At 45.8% G+C, this 14225-nt stretch carries 13 protein-coding genes and 2 rRNA genes; 5 read left to right on the forward strand and 10 right to left on the reverse strand.

Annotation, left to right across the window (positions count from 1 at the left end):
• Positions 1–20 precede the first annotated feature (20 nt).
• Positions 21–2918, forward strand: a 23S ribosomal RNA gene (locus tag IPI63_RS09240).
• Positions 2919–3042: 124 nt separating this feature from the next.
• Positions 3043–3164 (forward strand): 5S ribosomal RNA (rrf, locus tag IPI63_RS09245).
• 561 nt (positions 3165–3725) lie between these two features.
• Here the strand turns inward: rrf and IPI63_RS09250 are convergent.
• The 9 genes from IPI63_RS09250 to IPI63_RS09290 form a co-directional block, all read right to left on the reverse strand.
• On the reverse strand, positions 3726–4619 hold the full coding sequence (locus IPI63_RS09250; protein ID WP_292478077.1) for a Dam family site-specific DNA-(adenine-N6)-methyltransferase: 894 nt from the start codon (positions 4617–4619) through the stop codon (positions 3726–3728).
• A gap of 9 nt (positions 4620–4628) precedes the next feature.
• Positions 4629–5018 (reverse strand): hypothetical protein, encoded by a 390-nt coding sequence (locus IPI63_RS09255; RefSeq protein WP_292478079.1) that lies wholly within the window; start codon positions 5016–5018, stop codon positions 4629–4631.
• 43 nt (positions 5019–5061) lie between these two features.
• Positions 5062–5943 (reverse strand): hypothetical protein, encoded by an 882-nt coding sequence (locus tag IPI63_RS09260; protein ID WP_292478080.1) that lies wholly within the window; start codon positions 5941–5943, stop codon positions 5062–5064.
• The gene (locus IPI63_RS09265) at positions 5944–7515 is read right to left on the reverse strand and encodes an ATP-binding protein (RefSeq protein ID WP_292478081.1); all 1572 of its coding nucleotides are present in this window, start codon (positions 7513–7515) and stop codon (positions 5944–5946) included.
• 17 nt (positions 7516–7532) lie between these two features.
• Positions 7533–8593, reverse strand: a protein-coding gene (locus tag IPI63_RS09270) for an IS1 family transposase (protein ID WP_292478083.1) whose coding sequence is annotated in 2 segments (ribosomal slippage) — positions 7533–7870 and positions 7870–8593 — 1062 coding nt in all. Because the reading frame shifts where the segments join, the coding sequence is not laid out codon by codon here.
• Entirely contained in the window at positions 8571–9125 is a 555-nt protein-coding gene (locus tag IPI63_RS09275; RefSeq protein ID WP_292478085.1) for a hypothetical protein, read from the reverse strand. Before IPI63_RS09275 ends, IPI63_RS09270 begins: the two co-directional genes overlap by 23 nt.
• 754 nt (positions 9126–9879) lie before the next feature.
• Positions 9880–10152: a type II toxin-antitoxin system RelE/ParE family toxin gene (locus tag IPI63_RS09280; RefSeq protein ID WP_214064772.1), complete on the reverse strand. Its 273-nt coding sequence runs from the start codon at positions 10150–10152 to the stop codon at positions 9880–9882.
• A 12-nt stretch (positions 10153–10164) separates the two neighbouring features.
• Complete coding sequence (locus IPI63_RS09285) at positions 10165–10416, reverse strand: hypothetical protein (protein ID WP_292478087.1); 252 nt, start codon at positions 10414–10416, stop codon at positions 10165–10167.
• Positions 10417–10754: 338 nt separating this feature from the next.
• Positions 10755–11069 carry a hypothetical protein gene (locus tag IPI63_RS09290; protein WP_214064770.1) on the reverse strand — a complete coding sequence of 105 codons (315 nt, stop codon included), beginning with the start codon at positions 11067–11069 and terminating at the stop codon, positions 10755–10757.
• 512 nt (positions 11070–11581) lie between these two features.
• On the opposite strand from IPI63_RS09290, the gene IPI63_RS09295 reads away from it, so the two are divergent.
• Positions 11582–12859: an HlyC/CorC family transporter gene (locus tag IPI63_RS09295; protein WP_292478089.1), complete on the forward strand. Its 1278-nt coding sequence runs from the start codon at positions 11582–11584 to the stop codon at positions 12857–12859.
• Positions 12860–12866: 7 nt separating this feature from the next.
• Entirely contained in the window at positions 12867–13169 is a 303-nt protein-coding gene (locus IPI63_RS09300) for a hypothetical protein (protein WP_214064768.1), read from the forward strand.
• Positions 13170–13226: 57 nt separating this feature from the next.
• On the opposite strand, the gene IPI63_RS09305 is transcribed toward IPI63_RS09300, so the two are convergent.
• Complete coding sequence (locus tag IPI63_RS09305; protein WP_214064767.1) at positions 13227–13499, reverse strand: SemiSWEET family sugar transporter; 273 nt, start codon at positions 13497–13499, stop codon at positions 13227–13229.
• Between the two features lie 379 nt (positions 13500–13878).
• Between IPI63_RS09305 and IPI63_RS09310 the strand changes: the two genes are divergently transcribed.
• Positions 13879–14211, forward strand: coding sequence for a ferritin family protein (locus IPI63_RS09310; RefSeq protein WP_214064766.1), 333 nt, complete (start codon positions 13879–13881; stop codon positions 14209–14211).
• Positions 14212–14225 lie beyond the last annotated feature (14 nt).

Below are 14225 nucleotides of genomic sequence, written 5' to 3' on the forward strand. Positions count from 1 at the left end.
GCTCACTGAGTTTAGTGGGGCATACGCTGTGTATGCCAACCAGTGGATGGCTTGGCTCAAGCGCTGATGAAGGACGTGCCAAGCTGCGATAAGCCTCGGCGAGGCGCATGGAGCCATTGAACCGAGGATCTCCTAATGGGAAATCCTGAGTCTTCGGACTCGATCCTCAAGGATCGGGAACGTCCCGGATTGAAACATCTTAGTAGGGACAGGAAGAGAAATCAACCGAGATACCGTCAGTAACGGCGAGTGAACGCGGTAGAGCCTAAACCGAATCCCGCAAGGGAGATGTGGTGTTATAAGCCTGGCCTGCAAGTTCTGACCTGGAAGGCGAAATGGCCTGGAATGGCCTGCCATAGAGTGTGAGAGCCACGTAGCTGTAACAGCTCAGATCTGGGCCTTGTCTTGAGTACTGTGCGTCGGAAATCGCGCGGGAATTTGGGGGCCACCAACCTCCAAGGCTAAATACAACTTGAGACCGATAGCGTATTAGTAGTGTGAACGAAAGCTGAAAAGTACCCCAGATAGGGAGGTGCAAAGAGCCTGAAACTGGCTGGCGATAGTGCGTTAGGGCGTGAAAGGATCTTTCTCTCGAAGGATACGGTGGCAACGCCGCAGTACGAGAGAGACTGCCAGCGTTCTAACATGCGTTTTGAAGAACGAACCAGGGAGTGCATATTGACGGCGAGGCTAATTCTGTCATAGAGGCAGCCGGAGCGAAAGCGACAAGCGCGCATGAGAAGAGGCGCGACGTATACAAGTGCGTGTAGTCGTCCGTATGCGACCCGAAGCCGGGCGATCTAGGCGTGGGCAGGTTGAAGCGTGGCGAAAGCTGCGTGGAGGACCGCTTGAGGTGTTGATATGCAAATCGCTCTCGTGACCTGCGTCTAGGGGTGAAAGTCCAATCGAGGTCGGAAATAGCTGGTTCCTCCCGAAACATATCGCAGTATGACCTGGTCTGAGATAGTCGGCGGGGTAGAGCACTGATTGGGGAAGCCGGACTCGAAAGGGTCTGTTCTTTTGTCAAACTCCAAAACCGCCGTCGTCGTAGACGACCAGCAGTCCGGGCTGGGGGGTAAGCTTCTAGTCCGTGAGGAGACAACCCTGACCGTGGTTAAGGTCCCCAAATATCGGCCAAGTGTCAACACTTAAGGGAGTCCTGGGTCACAAACAACTGGGAGGTTAGCTTAGAAGCAGCTATCCTTTAAAAGAGTGCGTAACAGCTCACCAGTCGAGATTCAGGGCCCCGAAAATGGACGGGGCTAAGCCGATTACCGATACCACGGAGCACCGTGAGGTGATCTAGTAGGGAGGCGCTCTGCGTGGGCAGAAGCATCTGTGTGAGCAGGTGTGGACCGCGTAGAGACGAAAATCCTGGTAGTAGTAGCAGCAAAGTCGGGTGAGAATCCCGATCGCCATAAGGGCTAGGGTTCCTCGGCAATGTTCGTCAGCCGAGGGTTAGTCGGTCCTAAGACGTACCCTAATCGGAGTACGCCGAATGGGAAACAGGTTAATATTCCTGTACCTTTCAACATTAAAACTGACGCTTCCGGATATGTCAAGCGTCCTTGCCTGGGCGTTCAAGCGTGCAAGCCTGCGGAGAGCCGTAATGGCGAGAAACAGGCGAAAGCGTGATGACGTAAGTTGGCAAATTCCAGGAGCCCGTGAAAGGGAGTTGAAAGTTCGTACCGAGATCCAACACTGGTGCCCCAAGCTGAGAGGGCTAAGGCGTTTCGGCATATGCTAGCTAAGGGAATTCGGCAAATTGGCCATGTAACTTCGGGATAAATGGTGCCTGCTTGGCAAAAAGCAGGTCGCAGAGACGAGGGACTCTAACTGTCTAATAACAACATAGGTGATTGCGACTCCGTAAGGACTAGTACAATCACTGAATCCTGCCCAGTGCAGGTACCTGAAGACCCGGTTCAACGGGAAGAAGGGCCTGTTAACGGCGGGGTAACTATGACCCTCTTAAGGTAGCGTAGTACCTTGCCGCTTAATTGGCGGCTCGCATGAATGGATCAATGAGAGTCCCACTGTCCCTAGCTGGTACCCGGTGAACCTTACATTCCAGTGCAGAGTCTGGAGACCCCTAATGGGAAGTGAAGACCCGTGGAGCTTTACTGCAGCCTGCCGTTGGGTTGTGGTTCTGATTGCAGAGCATAGGTAGGAGACGTCGAAGCTCGGGCGCCAGTCCGAGTGGAGTCAACACTGGAATACTACCCTTTCAGAGCTACTGCCCTAACTCTGAGAAGAGGACCTCGGTAGGTGGGCAGTTTGGGTGGGGCGCCACGCCCTTGAAAAGATATCAAGGGCGCCCTAAGGTTGACTCAGTTGGGTCGGAAACCCAACAAAGAGTGTAAAGGCATAAGTCAGCCTGATGTTACCTCGCATAGCAAGAGGTGATAAGACGAAAGTCGGGCTAGCGAACCTCTCAGCTCTCTTGGTGGAGCGTTAGATGACAGAAAAGCTACCCCGGGGATAACAGAGTCGTCACCGGCAAGAGCACATATCGACCCGGTGGCTTGCTACCTCGATGTCGGTTCTTTCCATCCTGGCCGTGCAGCAGCGGCCAAGGGTGAGGTTGTTCGCCTATTAAAGGAGATCGTGAGCTGGGTTTAGACCGTCGTGAGACAGGTCGGTTACTATCTGTTAGGGGTGTGTTGCGGTCTGAGGGCAAGTTGGTTTTAGTACAGGAGGAACAAACCAACGGCACCTCTGGTCTATCGGTTGTCTGGCAAGGCACGCCGAGCAGCCACGTGCTCGCGGATAAGGGCTGAAAGCATCTAAGCCCGAAACTGCACCCGAAAAGAGACCGCTTAGAGTACTCGTAAAAGACGAGATTGATAGAGCCGGGATGTACGCACCAAGGCAACGAGGTGTTCAGTCCGCGGCTACTAACAACTCTGCAGCGCTCCGCTGAACTCGGGCGAAATCTGTGTCGCAAAGCAAAAGAGATATGCACGGCAAGTAAACCAGGATCCCTGAACCAAGATTCAGGATGGCATAAATACCGGTTCGATTCCGGACCCTGGAATCGAATATGGCGGCCAGAGCGACGGGGCAACTCCTGAACCCATCCCGAACTCAGAAGATAAGCCCGTCCACGTTCCATACTGTACTCAGGTGCGAGAGCCCTCGGGAAATATGGATAGCTGCCATATTCACCTAAATTTCTTTTTGTAATGACATCATGAGCTTGGGCTCCCGAATTACTGCATTTCAAATCCCACTCAGCCTTGCTGCACGGTCGATCGGGCTACTGAGCGCCCGGAAAAGCCGCAAGCCGGAGAGCTGCCGTGCTCATCTAACATCTTTTTATTATCGCTTCAACTGGAGCTAGGGCTCCCTAATTTCGGCTATTATGATCTCACTCATCCATGCTGCACGGTCGATCGGACTACTGTGCGCCCGGAAAAGCCGCCAGGCGGGAGAGCCGCCGTGCTCACCTAACATTTTCTGACTTTAACTGGAGCATGGCTCCCTAATTGCTATTATCACGAATCCCAATCAGCCATGCCGCATGGTCGATGGGAGCATATGCGCCCTGAAACGAAGGGAAATATGGATCGCTGCCATATTCACCAGATATTTTATTTGCTTAACTTCTTGAGCTAGGGATCCCCTAGATTGCTATTATCATGAGCCTGGGCACTCGTAACTTCGGTTTAACGGATCCAAGCAGCCATGTTCTCCCCATTAGTACCACCTGTCGCTATGATCTCTTACTCTATTTCATCAGGAGTTAAAACAAATATATATTCTTGAATTTCGCGACGAAATTTTGATTTCCGACTGACAAGACTCTTTCTAGCCAATTTAATAGGTTTGAATGGATGATACAATTCACATAGGGGATAATAGCTAGCATTACTTATTAGAACAAAAGTTCCTCTTTTCAACGCACGCAGAGCCACTAAAGAAAGACGTTCTTGATCTTTCCACGAAAAATTTTTCTCATTATATCGAATGAACTTATTATTATTATGAATCATTGTATGTGTTGGATCACAATATATTACATCTCCATATCTAGATTTATTCATCATCTTTTCAAAATCCGATACAGCTAACTCTATTCCTTGAAGCGCATGTGATGCTCTTTTAATCAATCCATCTCTCCATAGAAGTTCAGGAGTGCGACTTCCTCCTCCATAAGGGACATTGAATTTTCCGTTGAGGTTTAATCGATATATACCACCAAAGGCAGTTCTATTTAAATATAAAAATCTTATTGCCCTTTCAACCAAGTCCTTCGGTTCTTCTTTGCGAATATGATAATAACTTTCCTTATCCACTGATAGTTTCTTTAACCCATCAATAATCTCCTCTGGTTTATCCCGTACTTGAATGTAAGTATTTATTAGATCGCTATTTATGTCAGATAGGGTTGCCTTTCTTGGACATAATCCAAAAAATATGGCTCCTCCACCCAAGAACGGCTCATAATAACGATTGGATAATCTTTTTGATATGCAAAGAGCTAATTTCTGAGCGATCCAACGCTTTCCACCAGGCCATTTAAGAAATGGTTTTACGCTAAATTTATCGAAGGGAGTACGATCAATGGTAGCGGATTCTCCCAGAACACTTTCGTGATGTTGAGCATAAAAGACCATGATACATACCTATATTATCGGTGGCTCTTTTGATTCAGAGAAAATTTTTAGAATCTTGGCAGATGGGTAGGTGGAGAGTGATGCAACGCCATGCGCAAGCTCAATGGGCAATAATGCTCCTTCATAGCGGTTGCTTAGGATCTTCGGTATCGTAGCAAATATTCGATCGGCGTCTAATGTATCCATATATGATGGCTCTTCAGAATAATGGGGTATATTAAGCACCATACTGTGGTAATTATCAAGTTTTACAAAAATTTTATTACCATAATTAGTTTTTTCACCATAAGGTCCTCCACGGTTGGGGCGGCTCTTAATTATTTCTTTTATATATTTATTATCAGGCATGAAAATTGATCTCTCTTGCGCATCCTTTTTGATCAACTGCAGATGGTCCATAAATCTGCCTGTTTTCTCCTGTCCAATTATATGAACCGGAAAATTATTCTTCTGTGCAAAAAAAAAGAAATCTTCGGATAGGATCAACTAACTTTGAATATTGAGCGCGTAGCATTAAAGGGCCATCTTTCACAAAAAGGCAGTTGGATAATATCTTCTTATTCGTCTCCCAATAGTAACGAACTGCAGTAAACAATAATAATGTTTCATGAATATTCATATATGCCGTTGCTACCGTATCTGGTGCAGAATCGGGAGCCATTTCTTGATGGAATCCTAGCATGTCCGTAAGGAATAAACTACCTCCGCAACCAGAGCACGTACCCTTCTCCTCATTATAGTTTAGGCTAGCTACTACTTCCTCGCAATGAGGGCACTCGAATGGTTGAAGCGATTTATCATTTTCGGCCCATTTTTCATATGCCAACCATTTGAGTGTCTCCATAACTTCTGTATCTAATGAGCCACCTTTCTCTTTAATCGACTCGAAAATTATTTGCCGAATCGCATCATAAGTATTCATTCCCGGTATAGGTGTGTGCCTGAGAGGAAAAACGGTAGCGTGGTAGAGCGCCGAATCAGAAAGCATGTCTCTTAATGCAAAAGGATTAGGATATTCCCTATCTATTTGTGAAATAGAGTATTGGTCAAGTCTTAAAAGTGCTGTTTTAACAAAAGCTATTGCTTTTTGTGGAGGCTTTTCATATTGATTAACTTGCATTGAGCCGTCAATACCAAAAATTATAGGCAAAGAGTTGCCGCTAAAGGATTGAACTTTCCATTCTGTTTTGGATTCGACTAATGGAGGTTCTGGACTATCAAAACTTTGAATTATACTCTTAACTAAATCGGATTTTACAACTTCAAGATGACCTATTCTACTAGCTCTTTCACCAGGCAAACGACTACCAGATTGATACGGCATTTATTCACCAATCTTTTTATTGGGAGGAATAAATTTATTCGCTTGTACCGATACAACAAACCGATGGGATTGGGTTAACATCCTTATATATCCTGGTGTCTTTGCACGAAGAATATCCTCTTTCATACTTTCGTAGGCTACGTTAAGTTTTGCAAGAGCATCCACTTCTTCTCTCGATGATATGTGAGCAACAAAAAAGTTCTCGGTTTGTGCGAGTAGATCTTTACTTATCGTCGTAGGAGATTGCGTAGAATAAACCATTCCAATATGATATTTTGCACCTTCCTTTGCAAAACGGCTATATATTTCTCTAGCCTCGTCGTCTTTACGTGGAAATAAATTATGAGCTTCCTCGAAATACAATTGTATAAAATGATCTCCTAACTTATCGTTGCTAAATTTATCAACCTGATGATTGAATACAGCAATTGATAAATCATCAGAGAAATATTGAAGTAACTGCGGGTGGGCATTTCCTAAGTCTAATATTACCGTTTTCCCTGAATCCAAATGGATAAGAATTTCTTTTTCGAAATTCCCAGCATTTTTATCATGGTACATCCTATAAGGTTGAATAAGAGATGGACCAAGCCCTGACTTTGGGTCAAAGAATTCTAGAAGTCCGACGTCATCTGGATCAAATATTGGATCCCCTGAACTCTCTGATTTAAGGAGTGCGTCTTTGGGTTTAGATCTTCTGAACTGATTTATTATTTCTAATTCGTCAACTAAACTATCTAAGGTATTCGGTTTTGGAGGAATCTGTTGCACTCCTATTTTCTTGTATGCCTCCTCTCTTAACTTATCTTTGAAACCGGGATTAAATTTCCCGACATATGGTGTACTGGGAGCCATGTTTCGTAACTTTGCCTCATCAACGTCAAATCCCGCTTTTCTAAGGATGGCCCAATAAATTTGTATTTTTCTTATTCTTCTTACCTTAATATCGGATTCGGAATATGGCATTTTTATTATTGTCTCTAATGATGGCAACTCGATACTGGAAAACGTACGTATGTATCCCGAATCCTTACCGTCTTGCCTTAATAGACTTCCTATTATTCTATGAGTACTATCCGGATGCTCATAAAAATTGAGTTTAAGAGGTCTCGAGGGAGTAGCTTTCTTCTGTGTTATAGCATATATAATGCAGCGATCTGGATAACTACTTGCTAGTGAGCTACTATTGTCGTAAGGGTTATCATTCGCATATTCGCCATTGATATCGAAAATTAGCTGGCCTACTGTATTTGTCTCTTTGGTAGATTCGATTAAACTTTGTGCAATCAGTTTTACGACATTACTCTTGCCTAATCGCGTTTTACCAAACATGGCAGTTCTTCTGCCGCTGATATCTTGAGTTGAAATGATTACCTTAACATTTGGGAGGGGTTTTGTCGGCAAGGGAAGTCTGCATTCAGTCAACCTCAGACTGCCTATTTCAAATCGATTGTCCTTAGGAACAAGGCAATTTACAATTAAATTTAATAGTTCATCATTGGGTGCGTAAACACGATACTTATGAGCGCTTACGAAATTATTTAAATCTCCAGAAAATTCAATGGTATCCACAACTTGGTCGTGAGCCTCTAATGGGTTTGAGTTTTGTAATATGGAAAAGTCAAGAGTTCCTGCAAGCTCCAGACATGATCGATTAAGCCAGCTTGCTTCGCGGGACTATTGAACTTCGTTATGCCCATCTCATTTCTATATTTTAGAGCACGATGCTTTCGGCAGTAGTTGAAGTGCGCGAAATATAGGGTCATTTGGTTATTCAATTCTGCAGTCTCCTTAGAGAAACCTATGGTTTTCCTTGATATGCGGTTATTATCTTGTCTGCATGTCAGGTTTTGCCGTTCAATGTAGCTGGTAGATATCATTTTGTGGTCTATATCTTTGCCAAATATGATTCTCTTGACCACTTTTTTAGTCTACCGTTGACCCTCATTTTAATGACTTGAGCATATTGTAATAGTTCATCTACGATTAATTTAGGACTTCGAGGTCGCCCTCGCTTGCCTGTTGGTGCGAACGGCTGTAGTTTTCCATATTGCTTTCGAAGAGCTGCTGCATATAGTCTTAATCCATCTGTCACAAAGAGCGGCATTGATCTGAGTCTTTTGGCAGTATTTGAAACGAGCTGATCTGCATTTTCCTGAGATCGCTCACCGATAACATGTGAAAGCACCAACCTGCAATTTGCAGCCATGCTTATCCAGATCCAAGTTCCTTTATCTTCGTATTCACCTTCTCTGGGTAGTGTTTTCCCCACAAAAGTCCATGCCTCGTCCATCTCTACCTTTGGGGTCTCTACATCCTTCAAGACAACTTCATTGACTTTTTCACTATGCTTTGCTGCTTTCGAGATCCAAGTGCTTACAGTAGATGGTTTTGACTCAAGGATCTCAGCTATTCCTAAGACACTCATTCCACGCATGGCCATTTTTAGAGCCAGCTTGATCTTTTCTTCGTTTGTTCTTGTGTCATAGAATGCAGTGTTAGTTCTATCACAGAATCTGGTACCACATGTGTGGCAAATATATTTCCTGACCTTGCCGGAGCTTATCTTGTAAGTTCCGTACACAGTGACGTTTCCTTTCCCAGCAATTCCAAATAGATTGCACTGCTCATTCGGGCATGCTACATCCAAGAATCGAGGCTTTGGACCTCTTTGCCCATTTTGCTACACCCCATGTAGCATATAGGAATAGGTTATATAAATAACAGCCGATTGTAGATTCACGACCCACAACTTCTGGATGAGGATAAAACATACCCAGGATACTGGTTTTCAAAGCGCCCCATTGTAATTCACTTTGAGTAAATACATCCAATTCCGGCATCGATTTCTTTTGCAATTCAAAATATGTTTGTTGAACTTCTGATGCGAGAGGCGTCGGAGCTGATTCCAAGACTCTTAATAGAATAAAATGCAATGGTAAAGAATCTAGGTCCGATGGAACCATTACCAATAAGGAATTTCTTGGTATGCCACCCACGTTCATTTTATATGGATCTGAAGTTATAATAGTAATTGTATCATATCCAATATCAAGTATATATCCTATGAACCTCATATCATCATATCTTTTTGCTTGTTCAGTTGCTTTTTCTTTGTCCAAGAAAGTCTCAAGAATACGAATAGGATGATTCTGCATTGCGGCTTTTTCGAAGAATTTCATATCGGAGCAAACTCCTTTTTCTAAGACTATTGTACCTTTCTTTTGAGGTTCGAGATTGCATTATATTTTTCATGGCTCATTGAAACCAAATTGCTATTATCGTAACTAATAAAGCTTTCGTTACACACAATTATTATTCGATATCGAGTTATTGCGAGTGTTCCTTCAGTTCACCTGGCAGGAGAGGCATGGAGATCGATGAGATCTCAAGGAGTCCTATCTTGCGAGAGGGAGGATGTCCTTGCTGCCATGGCTTACGCCGTTCGAATGGCCGCTGGAGAAACGATAGGCGCGCCTATGTCTGAACCCAAGTTTATGCTGGACGCTGACATGCCCAGAGCATGTCCCCCGTGGTCACGGGGTCAGGGGGGGCCGTCCGGCCTTGAGGACAGCCCCCATGCCTTCGCGCGCGAAAACGGGCAACGCGCGCGGAAGTCCCTATATCTGAAGCGTTCTGCGATGTACTCGAGTGGGCGATCCCGCTAAAGGTGACATTCACTTGCCCAAGCCGGATTCAAGGCGCCCTGATTACTGCCATCACGAATCCCTGGCAGCCATGCAGCATCCCGCCCCAAGGGGGCGCAAGCCCTCGGGTGACGACAGACATTAACCTAAGATGGGACCAGGGATCTCTGATCACTGCTATCACAAATCCCACATAACCATGCAGAATCTTGCCCAACAGTGGCGCTGGAAATATCAAGCACGACTATGGCTGCTCAACACGTTTTTTCATTCAAATGAATATGATAGATCAATGCCGATAGGCATCATCATGATGCTCCAATTCAATCAGCGTCACAACACGCTCATTTTCATTGATCTTATAGATGAGCACGAAGGGGCCAACGTGCACTCTTCTCTTCCCTTTGAGGACGCCCCGAAGTGGTTTGCCCAACTGAGGTACTTCTGCTATCTGGACTGTTTTACTAATTATCGCATTATAATATTGAGTGTCTTTGTTTTGCAGCTTCTTCAGTTTCCTTTGCAGCTTATCTCCAATTTCGATATCATATGGCTCTGTCATAAAATTGCCGGCTTAATCCACTTTAGCGGAGAATTGCTCCTTGAAAGTATCATAAGTGTATCTCTTGCTTTTGCCGCCTTGGATGTCTTTCTCAGCATCCAATACTTTTTTTATGAAATCCTCTTGAATCATCTCTTCCGGAGGATAGGATGCTTCTTCAAGGGCGTCTATTAAGCTGCGCACAATCTTGTATTTCAGGCTGTCTTCGAGAATGGGCGCAAGGCGCTCAATGAGCTTTCGGTCCTCATCACTAAGTTCCATCATTATGAATCCTCTTGATTCAGTATCGCTCCATTAGTATGTAAGGATTGGGGATGCTATTCCTTCCTAAGGCAATGGCTCCCCAATTACTACTATCACGAATCCCCGGCAACCATGCCCCATCCCGCCCCAAAGGGGCGCGTAGCCCTCGGGAGACACCAGATACTCTCCCAGGACGGATCCAGGGCTCCCAGATTATTATTATCACGAATCTCAATTGGCCTTGCAGCTCAATTTATGGGGAGCATGGGCGCCCTGATAACTTCCAGCATGGATTCTAGCCGGATCTAGGGCTCTCTGATCATTGCTTTCACGAGTCACCTTTTGCCTTCCACCGCAGTCTAGTTCATGAGGTCTTCCTGCAATTCGGACCGTTTGTCCTCCCGCCGGGCGTCTAATTCGTATCTATCGGCTATCTTTTTCATGAGACGAGCGGTGCGTGGCCAATTATCACTCAGTTTGCGGGCATAGTCTAGGTAGCGCTCTGAGATTTTCCTTTCCAGAGCACCGCCTTCTCCTATGGAACGACTTACAACACCTCTACTGTTATAAATGCCGATAATGATTCCCTTCTCGATCTCTTCGCTCCCTACATCCTCAATGAGCTCACGATTTTCCGCTAACGTTCGGCTTGCCAGGGAGTTAAGGGCATTCATGTATCATGAGCATTCTTGACGTAAGAATAACAGCATCCCAAAGCTCATGACCCCCTGTGGCCCAGGGGTCGAGGGGCCGTCAGGCCTTGAGGACGGCCTATAGACTCATGCGAAAACGGGCGAAGCACGGAGGCCCATAAGAGAACAAAAGTTCGATTCAATGGAATGGTGATACCAATACATTAATACCATCAATCGCAGATTAAATCCAAGATGAGTGCTGGATTTTCTGGGCAGAACGGATAGTCGTTCGGCTGATCCCATCTCCTTTAAATATGTCTGCTTTTGAGTAATCATATGCCTTGTTATCCATCAGAAAATCCAATATTTTCAAAAAGATATTTCATTTCATCATTTATTTTCGAATATATTCCATATAATCGCTCGTATTTATAATGGTCGTTCATCCATACAGGGAAAGGTTTATTTGCTCAATTACCTAAAGTAATTTGATAAATGACCATGCATACTGGATTCTCCGATGTCTTCGGACCAGGAACGAGGAATTGGCTTTGGATCTGAGTACCACTGCGCTTTTAGTACTTTTTGGATTTCTGCTCTGCATGTCGGCTTTCTTCTCTGCCTCCGAGACAGCATTGATGTCTCTGAGCAAGATCAGGCTCATCCATATGGTTGAGGAGAAGGTCAAGGGAGCCGGAACAATAAACGAGCTGAGGGGTGACCCCGGCCGCCTGCTGGGCACTCTCCTCTTGGGCAATAATCTGGTAAATATCGGCGCATCATCTATTGCTACAGTCCTGGCGATAAAGTATTTTGGCAATAACGGTGTGGGCATTGCAACCGGCATAACGACCATGCTGGTGCTCATATTCGGAGAGATCACTCCCAAATCCCTGGCTGCTCAGAAATCTGAAAGGATCGCTCTCATAGTGGCAAAGCCCATCTCTCTCTTGGAGTACTTTTTAAGCCCAATAGTAACCATCTTCACCCATGTAGCCGGCATCTTCTTGCGACTCTTCGGCTGCAGAACTGATGTCAAACTGCCCTCGATCACTGAAGAGGAGCTGAAGTCCATGGTGAACTTGGGCGAGGAGGAGGGGGTCATCGAAGATCATGAAAAGACGATGATCTGCAATGTCTTCGACTTTACAGACCAACTGGTGAAAGATGTTATGGTCCCGAGGATGGATATCATCGCCATCAATATAAATGCTACTTATAGCGATGTCATAAAAATAATAAGAGCTGAGCAGTTCTCCCGCTATCCTGTGTATAGCAACAGAATCGATAATATTGTAGGCATTCTCAATGTCAAGGATCTGGTCTACCTGGAATCCAAAGAGGACTTTGACATGAAAAAGTTCGTGAAAAAGCCTTACTATACCTTCGAGTTCATGAATACCGCTGAGCTTTTCAATGAGATGAAGAATCACAGAACGCATATGGCCATAGTCCTGGATGAGTATGGGGGCACAGCTGGGATCCTGACCATGGAGGATCTTGTCGAGGAGATCGTGGGAGAGATCTCAGACGAGTATGACATAGTAACCAAAGAGATCGAGACCGTCCGGGAGGGGGAATACATCGTTGATGGAAGCACCCGGATCGAGGAGCTAAACGAGCTGATCGGCACCAACATCGAATCAGAGCACTATGAATCAATAGGTGGCTTCATGATACAGCAATTGAGCAGACTTCCCAAGCAGGGCGAGTCCATCGATTACATGGATGCGAGATTCATCATAGAAAATATGGAGAAGAACCGCATCAAGAAGGTCAGAGTGCTTATGTCGGAAGCCCTGCTTGATGAAGAGGGCATCACGGCCTGAATGATACATGACGATGAACAGGGACGGCTGGCTGCAGATCCAAAAGGAGCTCTCTTTGCTCTATGACCTGCATGAGGCTGCCATCTCCCAGGCGGGAAAATGCCGGGATTTCAATTCTCGTACCAGTATTTTATTGCAGCATCTGGAGGAGCAGGGGGCCTTTGACATGGCCGACAGGGTGATGGATCTCCTGGCAGGCTGCAATCCCAAGGACACATCCCCCTGCGACAATCGCCTGAGCACAAAAGCCTCTCTGGAGAGGCTGCAGGAGAGGATCAAAAGCAAGATAATCGAGATGGATGAAGGCTGATGGCAATTAGGCTGAAGACGATCAGGCTGAGAGCAATTATCAATTATCCAGCCGGTATTACAGAGATCCGGCACCACTTTTTCTGTACTTCATATACATCCCGGTGGCCACAGTGAGGGTGAGAAAAGATACTGTATTGGAGACGATCAGAACGCGATCCTGGAGGGATATGCCATAGAGCAGCCATAGGAGCATGCCCAGTGAGAACTGAAGCAGCATGATCAGGCTGACATCTGAGACCGACTCAGTGCGATAGATCTTGAGGATCTGGGGGACGAATCCGAACATCGTCAACAGAGCAGCACACCAGCCAACCAGTTCCCATTGCATCTTCTACATGTAAGGCCTGCAAGTATATGAGGATTGCAGTCCCAAACCGGTCTATACGGTCTCGATAGCCGGTCTTATGCAGCCTCGATAGCCGGTCTTATGCAGTCTCGATAGCCGGTCTTATGCAGTCTCGATAGCCGGTCTTATGCAGTCCCAAACCGGTCTATGCGGTCTCGATAGCCAGTCTATGCAGCCTCGATAGCCGGTCTTATGCAGTCTCGATAGCTGCCCCATCCAATCTCGAAGCCAAAGCCGTCCTTAAATCAGCCCATCCGCAACCACTAGCATCCGGGCACAGACCTCGACTATCTCAGTGAGCGATCTGCCATCCAAAGGCTTATTTGCTTTTAAGGCCTATAATAAAAGGAGGGATTAAAAAATGGCTGAGTTTGTCAATCCATTCAGCGGAAAAGTGCCTGAGCGAAAATTGACTAAAGAGGAATTGATCCGGGCCATACGCCTTGACCTGGCAGCAGAGCATGAGGCAGTCCATCTTTATATGGCTCATGCCGAGGCTACAGATAACCCTCTGGCCAGAGAGGTGCTGATCGACATCGCCAATGAGGAGAGGGTTCATGCAGGGGAGTTTTCCCGGCTGCTCCAGATTCTCACCGGGGATGAGGATGAGCTGCTGGCGCAGGGAGCAGGAGAGGTTGATGAGATGGCAGAGAAAATCCCATCGGAGAAGAAAAAGGCTGCCAAAGACAAATAGCTGAACTTCGGCCG

This window comes from Methanothrix sp., assembly GCF_016706325.1.
GTDB lineage: Archaea > Halobacteriota > Methanosarcinia > Methanotrichales > Methanotrichaceae > Methanothrix.

What these genes read in the sequence shown, in the direction of transcription:
- IPI63_RS09310 (WP_214064766.1), top strand. Translation starts at nt 13,879, where the DNA reads ATGGCTGAGTTTGTCAATCCATTCAGCGGAAAAGTGCCTGAGCGAAAA.
- IPI63_RS09285 (WP_292478087.1), bottom strand. Translation starts at nt 10,416, where the DNA reads ATGATGGAACTTAGTGATGAGGACCGAAAGCTCATTGAGCGCCTTGCG.
- IPI63_RS09260 (WP_292478080.1), bottom strand. Translation starts at nt 5,943, where the DNA reads ATGCCGTATCAATCTGGTAGTCGTTTGCCTGGTGAAAGAGCTAGTAGA.
- IPI63_RS09305 (WP_214064767.1), bottom strand. Translation starts at nt 13,499, where the DNA reads ATGCAATGGGAACTGGTTGGCTGGTGTGCTGCTCTGTTGACGATGTTC.
- IPI63_RS09300 (WP_214064768.1), top strand. Translation starts at nt 12,867, where the DNA reads ATGACGATGAACAGGGACGGCTGGCTGCAGATCCAAAAGGAGCTCTCT.
- IPI63_RS09255 (WP_292478079.1), bottom strand. Translation starts at nt 5,018, where the DNA reads ATGGACCATCTGCAGTTGATCAAAAAGGATGCGCAAGAGAGATCAATT.
- IPI63_RS09275 (WP_292478085.1), bottom strand. Translation starts at nt 9,125, where the DNA reads ATGAAATTCTTCGAAAAAGCCGCAATGCAGAATCATCCTATTCGTATT.
- IPI63_RS09250 (WP_292478077.1), bottom strand. Translation starts at nt 4,619, where the DNA reads ATGGTCTTTTATGCTCAACATCACGAAAGTGTTCTGGGAGAATCCGCT.
- IPI63_RS09290 (WP_214064770.1), bottom strand. Translation starts at nt 11,069, where the DNA reads ATGAATGCCCTTAACTCCCTGGCAAGCCGAACGTTAGCGGAAAATCGT.
- IPI63_RS09280 (WP_214064772.1), bottom strand. Translation starts at nt 10,152, where the DNA reads ATGACAGAGCCATATGATATCGAAATTGGAGATAAGCTGCAAAGGAAA.